The sequence below is a fragment of the Pseudomonas turukhanskensis genome, assembly GCF_027922365.1.
Classification (GTDB): Bacteria; Pseudomonadota; Gammaproteobacteria; order Pseudomonadales; family Pseudomonadaceae; genus Aquipseudomonas; species Aquipseudomonas turukhanskensis.
Genome location: NZ_BSFN01000015.1, coordinates 1 through 21,721, shown reverse-complemented (window position 1 = coordinate 21,721; position 21,721 = coordinate 1). Strand labels below are relative to the sequence as shown.

The following is a 21,721-nucleotide window of genomic DNA, read 5'->3' as shown; positions in this document are numbered from 1 at the left end:
TCCTGCACAACGTCCATGGAAAAGAGAGTAACCAGCTGTTATTCCTAACACTAGCGGCGATAAGCAGCACGCAATGTAAGCTTTGGCTTACACAGCTTTAAACCATGCCTTAGGTCGGCTTTATTTTGTGAACGGGCTCTTGTTAGACTCGCATTGTCCTACAAAATAACAACTCGAAAGATTGCCGACAGTGCAGTTCCCTGGGGTCAGTCACATGCGCGCAGTAGCAGTTGCCGTCGCAGGTTTAACGTTTTGCGCTTGCTCCACGGCGTTCGCGGGTGGGCAAAACCAGCTTCAGGATCCCAAGGTCGCCATCGACCAATTCTTCTGGAAACAGCTCTACGCCAACGGCGGCACCACCCTGTATTGCGCTAAGCCCTTTACCGGTGAACGCGGCCAGGTGTCGGCAAGCCTCGTGTACACGGTCAAGCAGATAAAATCGGCCTTGCGCTGCGTCACCGACGAGCAATGCGCTGCCGCCAACCCTCAATACCCCTATATGTTGAGCGACCTGCACAACATGTATCCGGCCCTGAGTTTGGTGGAGCTGGCGCGGCGCAATGCGCAGTTCGGCGAATTGGGTGATGGGGTATCGAGCAAGTTCAGCGATATCGGCTGCCAGCTTAAAGCCAGCTTCCAACTGATAGAGCCGCCGGACACCGCCAAGGGCAATGTCGCCCGGGCGATTTTCTATATGCGCAGCGAGTATGGCCTGCCCATCGTCGGCCAGTTGCAGATGTACAAACGCTGGAACCAGATCGACCCGCCGGACGCCGAAGAAAAAGCCCGCAACGACCGGATCGAAGCGCTGCAGGGCAACCGCAACCGGTACATCGATGCCCCGGCAGCGGCGGATCAGATAACCCAGGAATAATCGGTAACCGCACGTGTTGCCTCGTACGATTTGAGATCGAGCGAGCTAGAGCGGGGCAAGGCCAATACGGCCCGGGCAAAAAAGGCTTTTCAAGCGCAGTTGGCTGTAGCCAATGAGCATTGAAAAGCCTTTTTTAACGCAGCCACGCCGACGCGCAGCCGATCGATCAGAACTGCGAAGCGTCCAAGAGATACAGCGACTCACTCCCGGCCTTGACCGAGGCGGTCAGCGAGTGAATACGCGGCAGCAGGCGCGCGAAGTAGAACCGCGCGGTGCCCAGCTTGCTGGCGTAGAACTCGTCTTGACCTTCCTTGCCCAGCGCCGCACGCGCCATCAGTGCCCACATGTACGCATAGGCGGTGTAGCCGAACACGTGCAGGTATTCCACCGAGGCCGCGCCGATTTCATTCGGGTTGCCCTTGGCGCTGTTGAGCAGCCAGTCGGTCAGGTCGTCGAGGTTGGCAACGGCAGCTTTCAGCGGCTCGACGAACTCGGCCAATGAGGCGTCGGCGCTGCCGGTGAAGGCTTTGATTTCATCTGCGAAGTGCTTATAGAACGCACCGCCGCTGCCGACGATCTTGCGGCCAACCAGGTCGAGCGCCTGAATGCCGTTGGTGCCTTCGTAGATCTGGGTGATGCGCACGTCACGCACCAGTTGCTCCTGGCCCCACTCACGGATAAAGCCGTGGCCGCCGAAGATCTGCTGGCCGTGCACGGTGGTTTCCAGACCAAGGTCGGTGAGGAACGCTTTGGCAATCGGGGTCAGCAGGGCCACCAGTTCTTCCGCACGCTTGCGCGTGGTGGGGTCTTCGCTGAACTTGGCAGTGTCGAGCTGCATGGCGACGTAGCTGGAGAACGCACGGCCGCCTTCGTTGCTGGCCTTCATGGTCAGCAGCATGCGGCGCACGTCCGGGTGCACGATGATCGGGTCGGCGACTTTATCTTTGGCGACCGGGCCGGTTGGCGCACGGCTTTGCAGACGGTCACGGGCGTATTCCACTGCGCTCTGGTACGAGCGCTCGCCAGCGGCCAGGCCTTGGATACCTACGCCCAGGCGCTCGTAGTTCATCATGGTGAACATCGCCGCCAGGCCTTTGTTCGGGCCGTCGATGATGTAGCCGGTAGCGCCGTCGAAGTTCATCACACAGGTAGCCGAACCCTGGATACCCATCTTGTGTTCGATGGAGCCACAGCTAACGGTGTTGCGCTCGCCCAGGCTGCCGTCGGCATTGACCATGAACTTGGGCACCAGGAACAGCGAAATGCCCTTGGAGCCAGCCGGGGCGTCCGGCAGTTTTGCCAGCACCAGGTGAATGATGTTTTCGGTCAGGTCGTGCTCGCCGCCGGTGATAAAGATCTTGGTGCCGGTAACTTTGAACGAGCCGTCAGCCTGCGGCTCGGCTTTGGTGCGGATGATGCCCAGGTCAGTGCCCGAATGCGGTTCGGTCAGGCACATGGAGCCCGCCCAGACGCCAGCGTACATATTCGGCAGATAGGTTTCTTTCAGCTCGGCGCTGGCGTGGGCATTGATCGACAGGCAAGCGCCGGCAGTCAGCATTGGGTACAGGCCGAACGACAGGTTGGCAGCGTTGAGCATTTCCTCAACCTGCGCTCCGAGCACCTTGGGCATGCCCATGCCGCCGTAGGTGGGGTCGCCGCCCACGCCTACCCAGCCGCCTTCGCCGTAAATCTTGTAGGCCTCGGGGAAGCCCGCGGGTGTATTCACCACGGTGTTGTTCCAACGGCAGCCTTCTTCGTCGCCGCTGCGGTTCAGCGGGGCGATGGTTTTGGCGGTGACCTTGCCAGCTTCTTCGAGGATTGCCTCAGCGGTGTCGGCATCGACAACTTCCGCCAGTGCCGGCAGCTGCTGCCAGAGTTTGGAGACCTCAAATACTTCATTGAGGACAAAGCGCATATCGCGCAGGGGAGCTTTGTAGTCGGCCATGTGACGATCCTCGAACGATCCAACGATACGGCCCAGCGGCCGGTATGGGGCAGGGCTAGGAGTTTACCCGAACAACTTTTCAGACACATAGGGTCATGGTGTGACCGAATGGTCTAACCACGATCGCAGCCGCAACGCGATCAATCCCCTCTCCCGCTTGCGGGAGAGGGTTAGGGTGAGGGGCTTTTTTTCGTAGATCTACGTCGGGGCCAGGCCCTCACCCCCAGCCCCTCTCCCGCACACGGGCGAGGGGTGCTTAATCAGCTTCAGCCTTGAGCTTTTGCTATAGGCAAAAAACAAAGCCCGCCATAAAGGCGGGCTCTGTTCAGCCTAGGCGCTTAGCCGGCGAACTGCTCGGCGCTCAGTTGCATCAGGCTTTCACTCCCGGCTTCCACGCCCGCACGGTGCACCATGGTGCGCGGCAGCAGGCGTTTGAAGTAGAAGTCGGCAGTGGCCAACTTGGCTTGGTAGAACGCGGCATCACCGCTGCCCGCTTCGATTTTCTCTTGCGCCACTACCGCCATGCGCAGCCAGAAGTAGGCCAGCACCACGTAGCCGGAGAACATCAGGTAGTCGGTCGCCGCAGCGCCCACTTCGTCCGGGTTCTTCATCGCGGCCATGCCGACCTTGGTGGTCAAATCGCCCCACTCTTTATTCAAGGTCGCCAATTGCGCGAACTGCGCTTGCAGCTGTGGATGCGCGGCGTTGGCTTCGCAGAACTTGTGCACCAGCTTGGTAAAGCCGCGCAGCAGTTTGCCTTGGCTGCCGAGCACTTTGCGGCCGAGCAAGTCGAGGGCCTGGATGCCGTTGGTGCCTTCGTACAGCAGGGCGATACGGCAGTCGCGTACCAGTTGCTCCATGCCCCACTCACGAATAAAGCCGTGGCCGCCAAACACCTGCATACCGTGGTTGGTCACCTCAAGGCCGGTCTCGGTCATAAAGGCTTTGCAGATCGGGGTCAGGAAGGCCAGCAGGTCTTCGGCTTCCTGGCGCTGTTCGGCGGTGTCGGCGTGCAGTTGGTCGAGCAACTGGGCGCAGAAGTACGAGAGCGCACGGTTGCCTTCGTTGAAGGCTTTCATGGTCAGCAGCATGCGGCGCACGTCCGGGTGGACGATGATCGGGTCAGCCGATTTGTCCGGGGCTTTGGCGCCGGTCAGCGAGCGCATTTGCAGGCGTTCGGTGGCGTACTTCAGGGCGCCCTGGTAGCTGGTCTCCCCCAGGCAAAGCCCCTGCATCCCGGTACCCAGGCGCGCATGGTTCATCATGGTGAACATGCAGTTCAGGCCTTTGTTCAGCTCACCAATCAAAAAGCCCTTGGCGTTATCGAAGTTGATCACGCAGGTGGCCGAGCCTTTGATGCCCATCTTGTGTTCGATGGAGCCGCACGAGACGGCGTTGCGCTCGCCCGCTTCACCATCGGCGCCCGGCAGGAACTTGGGCACGATAAACAGCGAGATGCCTTTGGTGCCCGCCGGCGCGTCCGGCAGCTTGGCCAGTACCAGGTGGACGATGTTGTTGCTCATATCGTGCTCACCGGAGGAGATGAAAATCTTGCTGCCGGTGAGGGCGTAGCTGCCATCGGCCTGGGGCACGGCGCGGGTTTTGATCAGGCCCAGGTCGGTGCCGCAGTGGGCTTCGGTCAGGCACATGGTGCCGGTCCAGCTGGCGGCGGTCATGCGCGTCAGGTAGGCCTGCTTTTGTTCTTCGGTGCCGTGGGCGTAGATGGCCGCCATGGCGCCCTGGGTCAGGCCCGGGTACATGCCCCAGGCGTAGTTGCTGGAGCCGATCATTTCGCTGAATAGCAGGCCCAGCGAATGCGGCAGGCCTTGGCCGCCGTAGGTCGGGTCTACCGAGAGGCTCATCCAGCCGCCATCAGCGAATTGCTGGAAGGCTTCTTTAAAGCCCTTGGGCGTGGTGACGACGCCGTTATCGAATTGGCACTCCTCTTCGTCGCCGGAGCGGTTCAGCGGCGCAATCACTTGCTCGCAGAACTTCGAGCCTTCTTCGAGGATGGCATTGACCATGTCCGGCGAGGCGTCTACCGCGCCCATGGCCGCATAGCCAGCGTGGAAGTCGAACACTTCGTCGACCAGAAAGCGCATGTCGCGCAGGGGGGCCTTGTATTCGGGCATGGGGGATTCTCCTTGGCAGGGACGCGGTAAGCGTCTTCGTGGCAGACAAACTACTGCCGCCCCGAACCCTGAACAATCACGTTGCGCGCGCTGAATGCGCGCCTATAAGCGTACCGGGCGCTAGGCGGCCGGGGTTTTCGCGGCGGCCACCCGCACCGCACCGCGACGGTTCTGACCATGCTGAATGACGCAGTTACGCCCGGCCGCTTTGGCGGCGTAAAGCGCACGGTCGGCGGCCTTGATCACCTCTTCCGGCGTGCGCTGGTCGCTTTCTTTTTCGGCCACGCCGATGCTGACGGTGACCGTCACGCTGGTGGCTGCCGCCGCACCCCGGCGTTGTTTGCCCTTGGCATCGTTTTGCGGGCGGTTGCCCTTGTCGCGCAGCTGAATCACGTAGCTTTCTACTGCCTGGCGTACGGTTTCCAGATGCGGCCGGCACTCGTCCAACGTTTTGCCGGAGAACACCAGGGTGAATTCCTCGCCGCCATAGCGGTAGGCCTTGCCGCCGCCGCCAATCTTGCGCAGCTGGCTGGCGACCACCCGCAGCACTTGGTCGCCTACGTCGTGGCCGTGGGTGTCGTTGAATTTCTTGAAGTGGTCGACGTCGGCCATGGCGATGACATAGTTGCGGCCCAGGCGCGGCAGGCGTTCGTTAAGCGCACGGCGGCCCGGCAGGCCAGTGAGCTCATCACGAAAGGCCATCTGATACGCCTCGTGCGCCACCGCCACAGCCAGAATCAGCATTACCTGGCTGCTCATCACGTTCAGGCCGTGGGGCAGCAGAAAGGTCTTGGGCAGCATCAAGCACAGCCCGACGAGGCCGACCAACTGCGCCGCGTGCAGGGGGCGTGGTTTGTAGATGTATTGAGCGATCAGCCCGATAAAGGCCAGCAGGAACACCGGGTACGCCAGTTGCACCATGCTCATCCACTCACCGTGCAGCGAGGGCCAACGAATTTGCGCCAGCCATTCGAGCATGCCGTCCGGGTAGCGCTGCGCCAGGCCCACGGCCACGGCGCCAACGGCCAACAGCACGGCCGAGCGCGCGACCAGATCACGAACCAGATGGGTGCGTTCCTGCCACGCGGCGTAAATGCCGTAAAACAGCGGCAACAGCAGGCTGCACAGGTGAAACACCAACGCCGTATCGGGTCGCGCCTTGCCGGTGGCACGGAAGAAATCGGCCTGTGTATCGAGCACAAAGTAGGCGCAATACACCACCACCAGCAGAAACAGCTCGCGCTGGCGAGAGTAGATGAGGCAGAAGGCGCCGCCGAGAATCAGCAGCAAGGTCGGCAGCACATTGAACAGCGAGGTAAAGAACTCGTTGAGCAGTTGCAGACTGGCAGCCGCTATCCCTGCCACCAGCAACAGCAACGACGGCAGAAAATGGCTGAAACGAAGGGCTTTCAGGCGATGCACGGAATGTGTTCCACGGGCCGCCAGAAGAAGGCGGCGAACGGGTGGCATTTTGCCTATTTCTCGCGCGTTCGGCACCCGTTCGTGTCGCAATTTCCGTCACAACCGTAGGGCGAATACCAGAGGTATCCGTCGCCACGATCGCAACGGCGGATCTTCGCCCTACGCAAAAAAAAACCGCCCGCCTGTAAGGGCGAGCGGCTTTTTCGAGCGGTGGAACCGTTACAACTTAGTAGCCCAGGGCGAAATCTTCTTCGGCCAGGTCCATCAGGTTGTTGGCGCCCGACAACATGGCGTCTACGTGCGCGCGGGTGCGCGGCAGAATACGCTGGAAGTAGAAGCGCGCGGTTTGCAGCTTGGCTTTGTAGAAGGCTTCTTCGTTGGTGCCGGCAGCCAGTTTCTCAGCAGCCACGCGAGCCATGTCGGCCCAGAAGTACGCCAGGCAGGTGTAGCCGGAGTACATCAGGTAGTCGACCGAAGCAGCGCCTACTTCTTCGCGGTCTTTCATCGCGGCCATACCAATTTTCATGGTCAGCTCGCCCCACTCTTTGTTCAGCTTGGCCAAAGGACCTGTGAACTCGGCAACAGCCTCGTTACCTTCGTTGGCCTGGATGAACTTGTGCACGATCTTGGTGAAGCCTTTCAGCGCTTCGCCTTGGGTTTGCAGGACTTTACGACCCAAGAGGTCGAGGGCCTGAATACCGGTGGTGCCTTCGTACAGCATGGAAATGCGGCTGTCGCGAACGTTCTGCTCCATGCCCCACTCGGCGATAAAGCCGTGGCCACCGTAGATCTGCACGCCGTGGTTGGCGGCTTCAAAGCCAACTTCGGTCATGAAGGCCTTGGCGATTGGCGTGAGGAAGGCCAGCAGAGCGTCGGCTTTCTTCTTGGCTTCTTCGTCTTGGCTGTACTTGACGATATCCACTTGCTGCGCGGTGAAGTAGACCATTGCGCGGTTGCCTTCGGCGAACGCCTTCATGGTCAGCAGCATGCGGCGTACGTCAGGGTGCACGATGATCGGGTCAGCGGCTTTGTCCGGCGCTTTCGGGCCAGTCAGCGAGCGCATCTGCAGACGTTCACGAGCGTACTTCAGGCCGCCCTGGAAACCGACTTCGGCGTGGGCCAGACCTTGCAGTGCAGTACCCAGGCGAGCGGTGTTCATAAAGGTGAACATGCAGTTCAGGCCTTTGTTCGCTGGGCCGATCAGGTAGCCGGTGGCGCCATCGAAGTTCATCACGCAGGTGGCGTTACCGTGGATACCCATCTTGTGCTCGAGCGAGCCACAGGATACGGCGTTACGGGTGCCAACGCTGCCGTCTTCGTTCACGTTGAACTTGGGCACGATGAACAGGGAAATACCTTTGGTGCCCTGAGGGGCGTCCGGCAGGCGAGCCAGAACGATGTGGACGATGTTATCGGCCATGTCGTGTTCGCCAGCGGAAATGAAGATCTTGGTGCCGGATACTTTGTACGAGCCGTCCGCTTGCGGTTCAGCCTTGGTACGCAGCATGCCCAGATCCGTACCGCAGTGCGGCTCGGTCAGGCACATGGTGCCGGTCCACTCACCCGATACCAGCTTGGTCAGGTAGGTGTGCTGTTGTTCCGGGGTGCCGTGCTCGGAGATGGTGTTCATCGCACCGTGCGACAGGCCTGGGTACATGCCCCACGACCAGTTCGAGCTGCCAACCATTTCGCTGAGCACCAGGCCGAGCGATTCCGGCAGGCCTTGACCGCCGTGCTCAACGTCGTGCGACAGGCTTGGCCAGCCGCCTTCAACGTATTGCTTGTAGGCTTCTTTGAAACCAGTCGGGGTTTTAACGCCGGACTCGCTCCAGGTGCAGCCTTCCAGGTCGCCAACACGGTTCAGCGGCGACAGCACTTGCTCACAGAACTTGGCGCCCTCTTCAAGAATGGCATCAACCATGTCTGGAGTAGCGTCTGCGCAAGCCGGCAGGCTTTGGTAGTGCGCTTCGTAGCCGAGCAATTCGTCACGTACGAAACGAATATCACGCAAGGGGGCCTTGTAATCAGGCATAGCGGTAACCTCTACGATGTGGAGACCGGCTTGGCGGTCTTGTGCGAGATCTTTCTCGATTGCCCGGCGGCCAGGATTCAGCCCAGCAATCAAACAGGCGTTTGAAACATACGTTTACGCCGAAACCTTGTCAAGCATCAGTCCTACAGGCCTTTAGGCAAAGGCTTCTATCTGTGGCGTGCTATCCACCGGCGAGGCGATGCTCTGGTACAGCTGAACTGAAGCGGATGTATCAGCGTTTTGGGCAGCGTCGGTGGCAGGTTCCTGAGCGTTCTCCTCCTCGCGCCGGGCGCGGGCCTTGTCCAGATTTTCCGTACGGCGCTCCTGTGCCAACTCAGCCCGAGCGGCCGCTGCCAGGCCTTGCGCCTGAGCCGCTACACGCAGGTCTTGCGCGGACGGGTCGGCTGGTGCCAGCGCCGCACGCATCACCACTTCCATCTTGCTGATGGTGGCGGCCGGATCATTGGCCACCGCGCTGACATCAATGCCCACTTCGCCGCCGATGGCGTACGACTTGCCGTCCGGCCCGCGCTGCATGGTGTAGCTAGGCGAACCAGCGTAGGCACCGCCCACCGACGCGTGCGCCGCTTCGTGGGAACGCACGTCGGCATCGCGGCTGGCTAGCTCGGAGATTTTCTGACGGTCCAGCTGCGCTTGCCGGGGATCGGTTTCGTCCGTTTCGCCAGCCTTATCCGTCGAGTTTTGGGCAGTATCGGCGCCGCTACGGTCTTTTTCTTCGGCTGCCAGGCGTGTGCCATCGGCAGACAACGTCACCGTGGCATCAGGCGATGCTTGAGTAGCCGTAATCGGTTGGATGGCATCGGTAGCTGCAGGCGAGCGCGCATTCGCAAGAAGCGAAGCCTGCGTAGCGAGGGGGTACGTCGCAGCACTGCCGATTTGCATGGGCACCTCGTACGCGCCCGTGGTAGAACTCGCCCGTCAAGCAGGCAACCGCGTCAAAATTCAGGCGCGGATATCGATCAGGGTACCCAGCACTTCATCGCTGGTTTCAATGACTTTGGCTCCGGCTTGCGCCTCGACCTTGCCAACGTTCAGCTGCACCAGATTGTCAGCGGTGTCGGCCGCATCGGAATTGCGGTTAACCGAACTGCTTGCGATATCGGATGCAGCCTGATCAATCCGGCGCTGGCCAGATTGCACGGTGCTTAACCCGGAGCTGAAAGCACTACCCGAGATTTCCATCGCCAACCTCACTAAAGAGAAATTTCTGACGCCAATTTAAGCAGATCGCGCTCAAAAAACGTACAAACAAAAGGCTATCGGTTTGCCACTGTTTATAGCGGCAAGTGTGATAACTGCAGATGCTCGGCGACTTCTTCCGGCGATGCATCAGCGAGGCGAGGCACGCGGCCCAAGCACGGCGCCGCTAACAGCTCGGTCAAGGTGGCGAGATTTTCCTCAAGCCGCGACGTGCCCGGATCGACGATATTGGCCACCCAGCCGACCAGTTGCAGGCCGTCGCGGGCAATGGCTTCGGCGCTCAGCACGGCATGGTTGATACACCCCAGGCGCACACCGACCACCAGAATGACCGGCAACCCCAATGCCACCGGCAAATCCGACAGATAGCCGCCGTCGCCCAGCGGCACCCGCCAGCCGCCCGCCCCTTCCACCACGGTGAAATCGGCGCCGTGCTCCAGCACATGACGCACTGGCGCCAACAATGCCGCCGCCGTCAATTCGACGCCCGCCTCACGCGCCGCCAGATGGGGCGCAATGGCCGGGGCAAACGCCAGCGGATTGACTTCATCGTACGTCAGCGGCAACGAACACTGCCCCAGCAGCGCCAGCGCATCGCTGTTGCGCAGGCCTGCGGGCGTGGCCTCGCTGCCCGAGGCCACCGGTTTGCAGGCTGCCGTGCTCAGGCCCTGGCGGCGGGCGGCGCATAGCAGGCCAGCGGCGATGGTGGTTTTGCCAACTTCGGTGTCGGTACCGGCGATAAAAAATGCAGCAGTCATATCAACCTTCTTTTTCCAGCACGGCGTAGAGCACCTGGTACGTCGCCGGCAGCCCCTGGGGCTGGCGGAACCGCTCATAGGCCTCGATCAACGCCAGAATTCGCGCCCGCCCGGTCAGCCCACCAGGGCGACCCGGGTTGAGGTTATGGGCCCCGAGCGCTTTCAGTTCATGGGTCAGGCTGCGCACGTCCGGGTAATGCAGCACATGGGGCCGCACCTGCAGGCTCTGCACCCGCAGGCCGCTATCGGCACACAGCTGTTGATAGTCGTTGAATTGGCGGAAGCGATTGACATGCACATGGCCGTCCACCGCCTGCCAGCTATCACGCAGCTCCTGCAACGTGCCGACGCACAAGCTACTGAAGGCCAGCACGCCGCCGGGGCGCAATACGCGTCTGGCTTCGCTGAGCACCGCCGTGAAATCGCCGCACCACTGTACCGCCAGGCTGGAAAACAGTAGGTCGCGGCTGGCATCGCGCAACGGCAAGCGCTCGGCGTCGCCGGCAATAAAGTGCGTGGCGCCGCCCAACGGGCGGGCGTGTTGCAGCATGCCTTCGGCGATGTCCAGGGCCATGCCCGGCGCAGTGCCGTAATGCTCGCCCAGCGCGCGGGTGAAATAGCCGGTGCCGCAGCCGATATCCAGCCAGTCGGCGGGGGTAAAGTCCGTGGGCAACTGCTGCAACAGGTGGTGGCCAACGTCGCGCTGCAGCTCAGCGACGCTGTCGTAGCTGGCGGCGGCGCGGGAAAAGGACGCGGCAACCTGGCGCTTGTCGGGCAGCGTGCCCTGGCTGAAATCAGTCATCGCCAGACTCGTGCAAAAAGCCTTGAATCGCCGCTGCCACTTCGTGGGGACGCTCCAGCACAAAGGCGTGGCAGGCCTGCTCGATCAGCCCCACTTCCACATCACCGAGCAGCTCCAGCAGCGCGCCAGCGGCTTCGGCGGGCACCAGCGCGTCGGCGCCGGCAAACAGGTGCAGTTGCGGGCCGCTGAACGCTTGCAGGGCGCCGCGGGTGTCCAGCGCAGCCAGCACCTGCAAGCCTTGCAGCAGATTGCCGGCGCGATGCCCGGGTGCGCTGGCGGCAAGCTGACGGGCCAGACTGCGAGGCTCCTCGCCTCCCTGGGCGCAAAGCAGCGTAAAACGCTTCAGCGTGGCCTCGGGGCTTTGCCCACAGCCGTGCAGAAAGGCCGTGAAGTCGTTTTCCGGCATGGCTGCCGGCCAACGATCACTAGCGACGAAATTGCTGTTGCTGGCCAGGGTGATCAGCCCGCAACAGCGGTCGCCACGCCGGGCCGCCAGTTCGGCCGCCAACATGCCGCCCAGCGACCAGCCGGCCAACCAGCAATCGGCCGGCAGCGTGGCATCCAGCTCATCCAGCCAATCGGCGGGGTCACTGGAATCCAGCGTTGGCAACGGCTCGATCTGCACCTGCAAGCGCTCGTCCAGGCCGCGCAATGCAGCGGCCAGAGGCTCCAGTGGCGCACTGCCCAAACCCCAGCCGGGCAGCAGCACAAGGCGATTACGCATCGGCCGCCTCCATCAGCGGCCAGCATTCAGCCAAGGCGTTAAGCAGCTGCTGCACCTGCACCTCGCTATGGGCGGCCGACAAGGTCACCCGCAAACGCGCGCTGCCGGCCGGGACGGTGGGCGGGCGAATAGCGGTCACCATCAAGCCGCGCTCGCGCAGCATCTGCGACAAGCGCACGGCGCGGCCGGCATCACCGATCAAAATAGGCTGTATTGGGGTAAAGCTATCCATCAACTCCAGGCCGATCGCTTCGGCACCACGGCGAAATTGCTGGATCAGGGCATTCAAGTGCTCACGCCGCCAGTGTTCGGTGCGCAGCAGCTTCAAGGCCTGCAGCGTGGCGCAGGCTAGCGCCGGCGGCTGACTGGTGGTGTAGATATAAGGACGGGCGAACTGCACCAGGGTTTCGATCAGCTCTTGGCTACCGGCGACAAACGCGCCCGCCGTGCCAAAGGCTTTGCCGAGGGTGCCGACCAGCACGGGCACATCTTCCATGCTCAGGCCGTAGTGCTCGACGATGCCGCCGCCGTTGGCGCCCAGCGGGCCAAAGCCGTGGGCGTCGTCGACCATCAGCCAGGCGCCGGCGTTCTTGCAGGTGGCGGCCAGCGTGGGTAGGTCGGCCAGATCGCCGTCCATGCTGAATACACCGTCGGTGACCACCAGCGTGTTGCCTTCCGGCTCTTTTTTGCTAGAGCGGGCAATCCGCAGACAAAGGCTCTCGGCATCGTTATGCAGATAACGGGAAAACCGCGCGCCGCTGAGCTGCCCGGCATCCAGTAAAGACGCGTGATTCAGGCGATCTTCCAACACCGTATCGCCCTGCCCCACCAGCGCCGTCACCGCCCCTAGGTTGGCCATATAACCGGTAGAAAACAGCAAGGCGCGAGGCCGGCCCGTGAGCTCGGCCAGAGCTTCTTCCAGTTCGTGGTGCGGCGTGCTGTGGCCGATAACGAGGTGCGAGGCACCGCCGCCCACGCCCCAGCGCTCGGCGCCGGCTTTCCAGGCAGCGATTACCTCGGGGTGGTTGGCCAGCCCCAGGTAGTCGTTGTTGCAAAAGGCCAGCAACGGTTTGCCGTCAACCACCACCTCGGGGCCTTGCGGGGTTTCCAGCAGCGGGCGTTGGCGATAGAGGTTGTCGGCGCGGCGGGCGGCCAGGCGGGCGGAGAGATCGAAGCTCATGAAGGCGGTCTTTGCTGTTAACCCTGTAGGAGCGAGCTTGCTTGCGAAGCCTGCGAGGTTCAAAGGCTTCGCGAGCAAGCTCGCTCCTACGGGTGTCTGGGCGAAAAATCGAGAGCTTAGGCCGAAGCGGCGTCGTAAAACAGCTCGCTGCTTTTCTGCTCGATCAGCGCTTGCTCGATGGCCGCCTGATGCACTTCGTCGGCGTGCTCTTCGCGCGCTTCGGGTTTGATGCCCAGACGGCTGAACAGCAGCATGTCCTTGTCGGCCTGCGGGTTGGCGGTGGTCAGCAGTTTTTCGCCGTAGAAAATCGAGTTGGCACCGGCAAAGAAGGCCAGGGCCTGCATTTGCTCGTTCATGGCTTCGCGCCCAGCAGACAGCCGTACGTGCGATTTCGGCATCAAAATGCGCGCCACGGCCAGCATGCGGATGAAGTCGAAGGGGTCGACGTCTTCGGCGTTGGCCAGCGGCGTGCCCTGCACTTTCACCAGCATGTTGATGGGCACCGACTCCGGGTGTTCCGGCAGGTTGGCCAGTTGAATCAACAGGCCGGCGCGGTCATCCAGCGACTCGCCCATGCCCAGAATGCCGCCCGAGCAGATCTTCATGCCGGCATCACGCACGTAGGCCAGGGTTTGCAGGCGCTCGCTGTAGGTACGGGTGGTGATGATGCTGCCGTAGAACTCCGGCGAGGTGTCGAGGTTGTGGTTGTAGTAATCCAGGCCGGCCTCAGCCAGGGCGCTGGTTTGCTCTTTGTCGAGCTTGCCGAGGGTCATGCAGGTTTCCAGGCCCAGGGCCTTTACACCTTTAACCATTTGCAGCACGTAGGGCATGTCTTTGGCTGACGGGTGTTTCCACGCGGCGCCCATGCAGAAACGGGTGGAACCGATGGCCTTGGCTTCCGCCGCCGCCTCCAGAACCTTCTGCACTTCCATCAGCTTTTGCTTATCCAGGCCGGTGTTGTAGTGCCCCGATTGCGGGCAGTACTTACAGTCTTCGGGGCATGCACCGGTTTTGATCGACAGCAGCGTCGAGACCTGCACGCGGTTGGCATCGAAATGCGCGCGGTGCACGGTCTGGGCCTGGAACAGCAGGTCGTTGAAGGGCTGTTGAAAAAGCGCCTTAACCTCAGCAAGGGACCAATCGTGACGCAGGTTAGGAGTGGTAGTGGCGCTCATCGGGCAATCCTTCTTGTAGTCGTGCGCGGGGCGTAAAAAAGTAAAGCCCACAAGCGCGGTATGGATGTTCGGCATAGTTAAGGAAGCGAAATGCGCTGTCAACCAGGCGGATGGAAACAGGTTTACAAGTGGTTAAATAATGAACAGTCGTGTCTGTTGTGCGATCAGCGCGGCGACTACCCACGGCCCATTTGCAGCCCGTGCGAGGCAGACCTGCCGTTGCTGGAAGCGGCCTGCCGCATCTGCGCCTTGCCGATGCCGGCCGACGACCTCATCTGCGGTGAATGCCAGAAGCAGCGGCCGTATTTCGATCAGGTGCAAACGCCCTGGCGCTACGCCTTTCCAGTCGATGCGCTGATCACGCGCTTCAAGCACCACGGCAAGTGGCCTTTGGGACGTCTGCTCGGGGTGCTTTTGTCACACCATCTGCAAAACGCCTTTGCCCGTGGCCTGCCGCGCCCCGATCTGCTGCTGCCGGTACCGCTGGGCAAACAGCGGCTGCGCCAGCGCGGGTTCAACCAGGCCGGCATGCTTGCCGACTGGCTGCACCAGCACCTGAACCTGCCGATACGTGCCGACCTGCTGCGCCGCGACCGGGAAACCGACGCTCAGCAGGAGCTGGACGCCGCCGCGCGCCAACGCAATCTGCGCAATGCGTTTGCCTTGAGCGAAGCGAGCCTGGTGAAGGGTAAGCACCTGGCACTGGTCGACGACGTGCTCACCACCGGCGCCACCGCCAACAGCCTGGCGCGCCTGTTGAAAAAAGCCGGCGCCACGCGTGTGGACGTCTACTGCCTGGCGCGCACGCCGAAACCCGGTGAAACAGCCTGAGGCCGACGCACGCCAGACGCGAAGGCGTACACTGATGCCCCACGCCGCCTGGAACGCCCCATGAGCCACCCCTTTGCTGACCTCACGCCCGACCTGGTTCTCGATGCCGTTGAAAGCATCGGGTTTCTCAGCGACGCCCGTGTCATGGCGCTAAACAGCTACGAAAACCGCGTGTACCAAGTAGGCATCGACGAAGGCCAGCCGCTGATTGCCAAGTTCTACCGTCCAGCGCGCTGGACCGATGCGGCCATTCTCGAAGAGCACAGCTTTACCGCCGAACTGGCCGACTGCGAGGTGCCGGTGGTGGCGCCGCTGGTGCACAACGGCAAAACCCTGTTTGAACACCAGGGCTTTCGCTTCACCCTGTTTCCCCGTCGCGGCGGCCGCGCGCCGGAGCCTGGCAACCTTGACCAGTTGTATCGCCTCGGCCAACTGCTCGGGCGTCTGCACGGCGTCGGCGCCAGCAAGCCGTTCGAACACCGTGGCGAGCTGGACGTGCAGACCTTTGGCCGCGATTCGCTGAATACCTTGCTGGAGGGCAACTTCATTCCCAAAAGCCTGCTGCCGGCGTACGAGTCGGTGGCCCGCGATGCGCTGAAACGGGTGGAAGACCTGTACGCCGCCACGCCCTATCAGCCCATCCGCATGCACGGCGACTGCCACCCCGGCAACATGATGTGCCGCGACGAGGTGTTCCATATCGTCGACCTCGACGACTGCCGTATGGGCCCGGCGGTGCAAGACTTGTGGATGATGCTGGCCGGCGACCGCCAGGAGCGCCTGGGCCAACTGGCCGAACTGGTGGACGGCTACCAGGAATTCCATGACTTCAACCCGCGCCAACTGCCGCTGATCGAAGCCCTTCGCACCCTGCGCCTGATGCACTACAGCGCCTGGCTGGCAAGGCGTTGGGACGATCCGGCGTTTCCCATGAGCTTTCCCTGGTTCGGCACCGAACGCTATTGGGGCGAGCAGATTCTGATTCTGCGCGAGCAGTTGTCGGCCCTTCAGGAAGAGCCGTTGCGGCTGTTCTGAGTTGTTGCCCCTACTCGCGCACCAACCGTAACCCGACATGGGTGGGCACCGCGCCTGCCGAGGCGGCACCGGCAACGGGGTCGCGTTCAAGGTCGGAGAGCGCACTTAGGTGGCGACCCGCAGCGATATGTGCGCCGCAAGCGCCATCCGCTGCCCCGGCAAAACAGGTGTCTGTCCATTCCCAGACGTTTTCCGCGAGGCTCAAGGCGCCACTGCTGCCTTGCTTGGTAAAACGCAGCAGGCGTTGCTGCGCCTGCTCCGACGCAGGATTTGCAGCAGCGTCAGCCAGCGGTTGATCCATCACGTAATCCGGGCCAACCGCATGTAGCCATTCGGCGTAGCGCGGCAAACGGTGACGGTTGCCGGTGGAGGCAGACAACCACTGGGCATATGCCTTGGCATCCAGCCAACTGAGGCCAACCACTGGCCGCCGGCCATCCCGGCTTTCGTGCCAAGGCTTATCCAACGCCTTACACCCGCCATCGCGCACACACGCGGCATATTCGGCCTGGCTGACCTGGCGCCGCATGATATGAAAAGCCTCCACCGACTCCTCGATTGGCCCCGTAGCCTCCGGCAATTGATATTTCACCGTGCCAGCAGCCACATCCGCCATATAGGTTTGCCGGTCAGGTACCACCGACTCACCGCCCACTACTGCAAACAATCCCAATAAGGCCGCACCCAATCGATCCATGGTAGGGCCCTCACTTAACCGGCGTAGACGAAGTGGAAACCGCCGGCAGTGCGGTCCCCATAAACGTCGTGCACATGGCAATAACCCGCGGTTGTACTGCTGTCATAAGTCACCTGTTCGCTAATGATCAGCCGCCATTGCAGGCCATTGGCACAGCGGGTTTGCTGTCCTGAAGCAATGGATGCCAACTTCAGGTGTGTTCCTACATAGCGCTCAGCTGTATACGGACAGACGTTGCCGGGCTGACTAGAATGTGCCCCTGAGTTTTTTGCCCAAGGACTTCCATGACCACCGCCAACCCGCGCCGCGGGTATCTGCTTGGTATTTGCGCATACACCATCTGGGGCTTGTTCCCGCTGTATTTCAAAGCCGTCGCCCAGGTGCCGGCGCTGGAAATCATCGTTCACCGCATTCTTTGGTCCGCGCTGTTCGGCGCCCTGCTGCTGTTGGTGTGGAAGCACCCGCGCTGGCTCAGCGACCTGCGCGACAACCCGCGGCGCATTGCCGTATTGGTAGGCAGCGGTTCGCTGATTGCGGTGAATTGGCTGGTGTACGTGTGGGCGGTGAATAACGGCCGCATGCTAGAGGCCAGCCTGGGCTACTACATCAACCCACTGATCAATGTGCTGCTGGGCATGCTGCTGTTGGGCGAACGGTTGCGCCGTCTGCAATGGCTGGCCGTGGGGCTGGCCAGTATCGGCGTGGCGCAGCAACTGTGGCTGGCCGGGCATGTGCCCTGGGTGTCGCTGGCATTGGCGTTTTCGTTCGCCTTCTACGGGCTGATTCGCAAGCAGGCGCCGGTCGCGGCGTTGCCGGGGCTGGTAGTGGAAACCTGGTTATTGGTGCCGTTTGCCGTCGCTTGGCTGGCGTTCAACGCCGACGCGGTGAGCATGCAGGCCAGCTTCTGGACCAGCACCCAGGTGCTGTGGCTGGCGGCTGCCGGGCCGGTCACGCTGGTGCCGCTGCTGTGCTTCAACGCAGCGGCGCGGCACTTGCCGTATGCCGCCTTGGGTTTCCTGCAATACGTGGCGCCGACCCTGGTGCTGCTGCAGGCGGTGCTGCTGTTCGACGAACACCTGAGCACCAGCACCCTGATTGCCTTCGGCTTTATCTGGGCGGCGCTGGTGATCTATAGCGTGGATGCGTGGCGCAGTTTGCAGCGCAACAAACTACTCGTCGCCGCGCAGGACTAACTCCACCATCAAGTCATCGGCCAACGTCTCCAAGCGCGCTTGCAGCACGTCGAGCGATAACGAAAGCGGCACCGCCAACTTCGCCTCGGCGTGAAACAGCGGTTCGTTGCTCATGGGCGCGGGCGCCACGTCGGTGTCCAGGCTTTCCACGTTCACCGACAGCTCGCTGAGCACGCGGGTGATATCGCGCACGATGCCGGGGCGGTCGTTGCCCACCAGGTCGAGCAGAATCGGCTTGAAGCTACGCTCAGGCTCGCTGCCGCTTTCGGCCAGCAGCACGCGAATGCCCTGCTCGTTCAGCGCCTGCAACGAGGCCACCAGTTCGGCATGGGCATCGGCCGGCACGCTCACTTTCAGAATGCCGGCAAATTGCCCGGCCATGCGCGACATTCGGCTTTCCAGCCAGTTGCCGCCGTGGGTGGAAATGCAACTGGCGATCTTTTCCACCAGGCCAGGCTGGTCTTCGGCAATCACGGTAAGGACCAAATGGTTCACGGGGTGACTCCTCAAATTTAGGCAGATTGTGGGCTAGGACGAATTTTTGCCCTACGCCAGACTTAACCAATACGTCAGATAAACCTCATCCTTCACATACCCCAGGCGTTCATACAGCGCCTGGCCGGCCAGGTTGGTTTTCGCCGTCTCCAGCTGCAAACCACAGGCTCCGGTTGCTTCGGCATGGCCCCGGGCGGCGTTCATCAGTAGCTCGCCGACACCCTGGCGCCGGGCATCCGGGCTCACATACAAATCGCTAAGCAAAAACGCCGGCGCCAAGGCTAGCGACGAGTAAAACGGGTACAGCTGCACAAAGCCCTGGGCCGTGCCAGACGCATCGCGAGCCAAAAACAAAGTGGAATCGCCCTTTTGCAGACGAGCGGCAAGAAACTCACCAATCACGTCAACCGGGCGCGGCACCTGATAAAACTCCAGGTAACCGGCAAACAACTGCGCGAGTTCGTCAAGGTCGCTCGCTACCACCGCTTTTACAGGCATGCACAGCACTCCATGAGGGGTTGCGCGAGTATAGGCAAAAGCCGATAACCGCTGTCGAGACGGGGAAAACAGGTAGTAACACTACAAAATCGTGTACGAAATGCAGATTTTTCTGGAACAAAACCCCCATTTTTTGAGAACATCCGCGCCCTCGTTGTGACCGCCGGGCCCTAGGCCGGTCGCGGTTCGACGCGCGCCCGCTGATTTTCACCCGATCATGATGTAGTATGCCGCGCCACGGACTACAAGACGGCCAACGCCGGGTCCGTACAGGGCTATCCGCAGTGAGCTATTGAGTACAGCTAAGAGCTGAGCAGAGAGGCAAGTAATGACTGAGCGCGTTCAAGTCGGTGGCCTGCAGGTCGCCAAAGTCCTGTTCGACTTCGTAAACAACGAAGCCATCCCCGGTACCGGGATTTCTGCCGAGCAGTTCTGGGAAGGCGCTCAAAGCGTCATCAAGGACCTGGCACCGAAGAACCAAGCACTACTCGCCAAACGTGACGACTTCCAGGCCAAGATCGACGCCTGGCACCAGGCACGTGCTGGCCAGGCGCATGACGCCGTGGCTTACAAAGCCTTCCTGGAAGAAATTGGTTACCTGCTGCCAGAAGTAGCGGATTTCCAAGCCACTACCCAAAACGTCGACGAAGAAATCGCCCACATGGCCGGCCCGCAGCTGGTAGTGCCGGTGATGAACGCCCGTTTCGCCCTCAACGCGTCCAACGCCCGCTGGGGTTCGCTCTACGATGCCCTGTATGGCACCGACGCGATCAGCGAAGAAGGCGGCGCCGAGAAAGGCAAGGGTTACAACAAGGTTCGTGGTGACAAGGTTATCGCCTTCGCCCGCGCCTTCCTCGACGAAGCCGCGCCACTGGCTGCTGGCTCGCACGTCGACTCCACCGCGTACAAACTTATCGACGGCAAACTGGTGGTCGGCCTCAAAGGCGGCAGCAACACCGGTCTGCGCGACGACGCTCAGCTGATCGGTTTCCAAGGCCCGGCTGATGCTCCGGTTGCGGTGCTGCTCAAGCACAACGGCCTGCACTTCGAAATCCAGATCGACGCCAAGAGCCCCATCGGCCAGACCGATGCCGCCGGCGTCAAAGACGTACTGATGGAAGCGGCCCTGACCACCATCATGGACTGCGAAGACTCGGTTGCTGCCGTCGATGCCGACGACAAGACCGTGATCTACCGCAACTGGCTCGGCCTGATGAAGGGCGACCTGGCTGAAGAAGTCGCCAAAGGCGGCACCACCTTCACCCGCACCATGAACCCGGACCGCGTCTACACCAAAACCGACGGCAGCGAGCTGACCCTGCACGGTCGCAGCCTGCTGTTCGTGCGTAACGTGGGCCACCTGATGACCAACCCGGCGATTCTCGATGCCCAGGGCAACGAAATCCCAGAAGGTATTCAGGACGCGCTGTTCACCAGCCTGATCGCGGTGCACAACCTCAAGGGCAACACCACCCGCAAGAACACCCGTACCGGCTCGGTGTACATCGTTAAGCCAAAAATGCACGGCCCGGAAGAAGTCGCGTTCACCAGCGAAATCTTCAGCCGCGTCGAAGACGTTCTGGGCTTGCCACGCAACACACTCAAAGTCGGCATCATGGACGAAGAGCGCCGCACCACCGTCAACCTCAAGGCGTGCATCAAAGCCGCCAGCGAGCGCGTGGTGTTTATCAACACCGGCTTCCTCGACCGTACCGGTGACGAAATCCACACCTCGATGGAAGCCGGCGCCGTTGTGCGCAAAGCGGCCATGAAGTCCGAGAAGTGGATCGCCGCCTACGAGAACTGGAACGTGGACATCGGCCTGGCCACCGGCCTGCAAGGTCGCGCCCAGATCGGTAAGGGCATGTGGGCCATGCCCGACCTGATGGCCGGCATGCTTGAGCAGAAAATCGCTCACCCACTGGCCGGTGCCAACACCGCCTGGGTACCGTCGCCGACCGCCGCAGCCCTGCACGCGCTGCACTACCACAAGGTTGACGTGTTCGCCCGTCAAGCCGAGCTGGCCAAGCGCGCCCGTGCCTCCATCGACGACATCCTCAGCATCCCGCTGGCCGCCAACACCAACTGGTCTGCAGACGAAATCCAGAACGAATTGGACAACAACTCGCAGGGCATTCTGGGTTACGTGGTGCGCTGGATCGACCAGGGTGTCGGCTGCTCGAAAGTGCCGGACATCAACGACGTTGGCCTGATGGAAGACCGCGCGACCCTGCGTATCTCCAGCCAGCTGCTGGCCAACTGGCTGCGCCATGGCATTGCCAGCGAAGAGCAGATCGTCGCTAGCCTCAAGCGCATGGCACCGGTGGTTGACCGTCAGAACGCCAACGACCCGGTGTACCGCCCGCTCGCTCCGGACTTCGATAACAACATCGCGTTCCAGGCTGCCCTGGAGCTGGTGATCGAAGGCGCCAAGCAGCCCAACGGTTACACCGAGCCGGTTCTGCACCGTCGTCGTCGTGAATTCAAAGCCAAGAACGGCCTGTAATTCACCCGCCGCACGATAAAAAAACCGCCCTTCGGGGCGGTTTTTTTATGCATTTGCTCTCGTAGGGTGTGCTCCGCGCACCGTTGCGATTGCCGATAGACCGCCTGGTGCGCGGAGCACACCCTTGTATCTCGACTCCTCCTCGAAAGAGGAGATAGTCTCCGACTGATCATCGGGGGAGGGTTTGAAAGCCGGGCACAC

19 protein-coding genes are annotated in these 21,721 nt (G+C 61.7%); 5 read left to right on the top strand and 14 right to left on the bottom strand.

All coding sequences use genetic code 11. The annotated features are described in order from the left end of the window. Positions 1-214: 214 nt before the first annotated feature. A complete protein-coding gene (locus PKE98_RS19980; RefSeq protein WP_271197071.1) occupies positions 215-874 on the top strand; it encodes an endonuclease in 660 nt (219 codons plus the stop codon). Between the two features lie 166 nt (positions 875-1,040). On the opposite strand, the gene PKE98_RS19975 is transcribed toward PKE98_RS19980, so the two are convergent. From PKE98_RS19975 to bioB, 11 genes are all read right to left on the bottom strand, one after another. Then, positions 1,041-2,819, bottom strand: coding sequence for an acyl-CoA dehydrogenase C-terminal domain-containing protein (locus tag PKE98_RS19975; protein WP_271197070.1), 1,779 nt, complete (start codon positions 2,817-2,819; stop codon positions 1,041-1,043). A gap of 338 nt (positions 2,820-3,157) precedes the next feature. After that, positions 3,158-4,951 (bottom strand): acyl-CoA dehydrogenase C-terminal domain-containing protein, encoded by a 1,794-nt coding sequence (locus tag PKE98_RS19970; protein WP_271197069.1) that lies wholly within the window; start codon positions 4,949-4,951, stop codon positions 3,158-3,160. A 120-nt stretch (positions 4,952-5,071) separates the two neighbouring features. Next, positions 5,072-6,421: a GGDEF domain-containing protein gene (locus tag PKE98_RS19965; protein ID WP_373877891.1), complete on the bottom strand. Its 1,350-nt coding sequence runs from the start codon at positions 6,419-6,421 to the stop codon at positions 5,072-5,074. Between the two features lie 178 nt (positions 6,422-6,599). After that, positions 6,600-8,405: a phenylacyl-CoA dehydrogenase gene (locus PKE98_RS19960; RefSeq protein WP_271197067.1), complete on the bottom strand. Its 1,806-nt coding sequence runs from the start codon at positions 8,403-8,405 to the stop codon at positions 6,600-6,602. Positions 8,406-8,558: 153 nt separating this feature from the next. Further along, positions 8,559-9,308, bottom strand: a complete 750-nt coding sequence (locus PKE98_RS19955) for a putative metalloprotease CJM1_0395 family protein (protein ID WP_271197066.1) — start codon at positions 9,306-9,308, stop codon at positions 8,559-8,561. A gap of 60 nt (positions 9,309-9,368) precedes the next feature. After that, positions 9,369-9,608: a hypothetical protein gene (locus PKE98_RS19950; protein WP_271197065.1), complete on the bottom strand. Its 240-nt coding sequence runs from the start codon at positions 9,606-9,608 to the stop codon at positions 9,369-9,371. Positions 9,609-9,700: 92 nt separating this feature from the next. Next, on the bottom strand, positions 9,701-10,384 hold the full coding sequence (gene bioD, locus PKE98_RS19945) for a dethiobiotin synthase (protein WP_271197064.1): 684 nt from the start codon (positions 10,382-10,384) through the stop codon (positions 9,701-9,703). A 1-nt stretch (position 10,385) separates the two neighbouring features. Continuing rightward, positions 10,386-11,186, bottom strand: a complete 801-nt coding sequence (gene bioC / locus PKE98_RS19940) for a malonyl-ACP O-methyltransferase BioC (RefSeq protein ID WP_271197063.1) — start codon at positions 11,184-11,186, stop codon at positions 10,386-10,388. Then, positions 11,179-11,910 carry an alpha/beta fold hydrolase gene (locus PKE98_RS19935; protein WP_271197062.1) on the bottom strand — a complete coding sequence of 244 codons (732 nt, stop codon included), beginning with the start codon at positions 11,908-11,910 and terminating at the stop codon, positions 11,179-11,181. Before PKE98_RS19935 ends, bioC begins: the two co-directional genes overlap by 8 nt. Further along, positions 11,903-13,090 carry an 8-amino-7-oxononanoate synthase gene (gene bioF, locus PKE98_RS19930; protein ID WP_271197061.1) on the bottom strand — a complete coding sequence of 396 codons (1,188 nt, stop codon included), beginning with the start codon at positions 13,088-13,090 and terminating at the stop codon, positions 11,903-11,905. Before bioF ends, PKE98_RS19935 begins: the two co-directional genes overlap by 8 nt. A gap of 116 nt (positions 13,091-13,206) precedes the next feature. Then, on the bottom strand, positions 13,207-14,265 hold the full coding sequence (gene bioB, locus PKE98_RS19925) for a biotin synthase BioB (RefSeq protein WP_271197060.1): 1,059 nt from the start codon (positions 14,263-14,265) through the stop codon (positions 13,207-13,209). A 90-nt stretch (positions 14,266-14,355) separates the two neighbouring features. Between bioB and PKE98_RS19920 the strand changes: the two genes are divergently transcribed. Beyond that, on the top strand, positions 14,356-15,096 hold the full coding sequence (locus tag PKE98_RS19920; RefSeq protein ID WP_271197059.1) for a ComFC family protein: 741 nt from the start codon (positions 14,356-14,358) through the stop codon (positions 15,094-15,096). Between the two features lie 60 nt (positions 15,097-15,156). Continuing rightward, positions 15,157-16,131, top strand: a complete 975-nt coding sequence (locus PKE98_RS19915; protein ID WP_271197058.1) for a serine/threonine protein kinase — start codon at positions 15,157-15,159, stop codon at positions 16,129-16,131. A 10-nt stretch (positions 16,132-16,141) separates the two neighbouring features. On the opposite strand, the gene PKE98_RS19910 is transcribed toward PKE98_RS19915, so the two are convergent. Next, positions 16,142-16,828 carry a formylglycine-generating enzyme family protein gene (locus PKE98_RS19910; RefSeq protein WP_271197057.1) on the bottom strand — a complete coding sequence of 229 codons (687 nt, stop codon included), beginning with the start codon at positions 16,826-16,828 and terminating at the stop codon, positions 16,142-16,144. 284 nt (positions 16,829-17,112) lie between these two features. Between PKE98_RS19910 and rarD the strand changes: the two genes are divergently transcribed. Beyond that, complete coding sequence (gene rarD / locus PKE98_RS19905; protein WP_271197056.1) at positions 17,113-18,021, top strand: EamA family transporter RarD; 909 nt, start codon at positions 17,113-17,115, stop codon at positions 18,019-18,021. On the opposite strand, the gene PKE98_RS19900 is transcribed toward rarD, so the two are convergent. Both PKE98_RS19900 and PKE98_RS19895 read right to left on the bottom strand, forming a co-directional pair. Further along, positions 17,998-18,516 (bottom strand): glycine cleavage system transcriptional repressor, encoded by a 519-nt coding sequence (locus PKE98_RS19900; RefSeq protein ID WP_271197055.1) that lies wholly within the window; start codon positions 18,514-18,516, stop codon positions 17,998-18,000. The two genes, rarD and PKE98_RS19900, sit on opposite strands and share 24 nt — an antisense overlap. Before the next feature lie 51 nt (positions 18,517-18,567). Beyond that, positions 18,568-19,014 (bottom strand): GNAT family N-acetyltransferase, encoded by a 447-nt coding sequence (locus tag PKE98_RS19895; protein WP_271197054.1) that lies wholly within the window; start codon positions 19,012-19,014, stop codon positions 18,568-18,570. Positions 19,015-19,342: 328 nt separating this feature from the next. On the opposite strand from PKE98_RS19895, the gene PKE98_RS19890 reads away from it, so the two are divergent. Next, positions 19,343-21,520 carry a malate synthase G gene (locus PKE98_RS19890; protein ID WP_271197053.1) on the top strand — a complete coding sequence of 726 codons (2,178 nt, stop codon included), beginning with the start codon at positions 19,343-19,345 and terminating at the stop codon, positions 21,518-21,520. Positions 21,521-21,721: the final 201 nt, after the last annotated feature.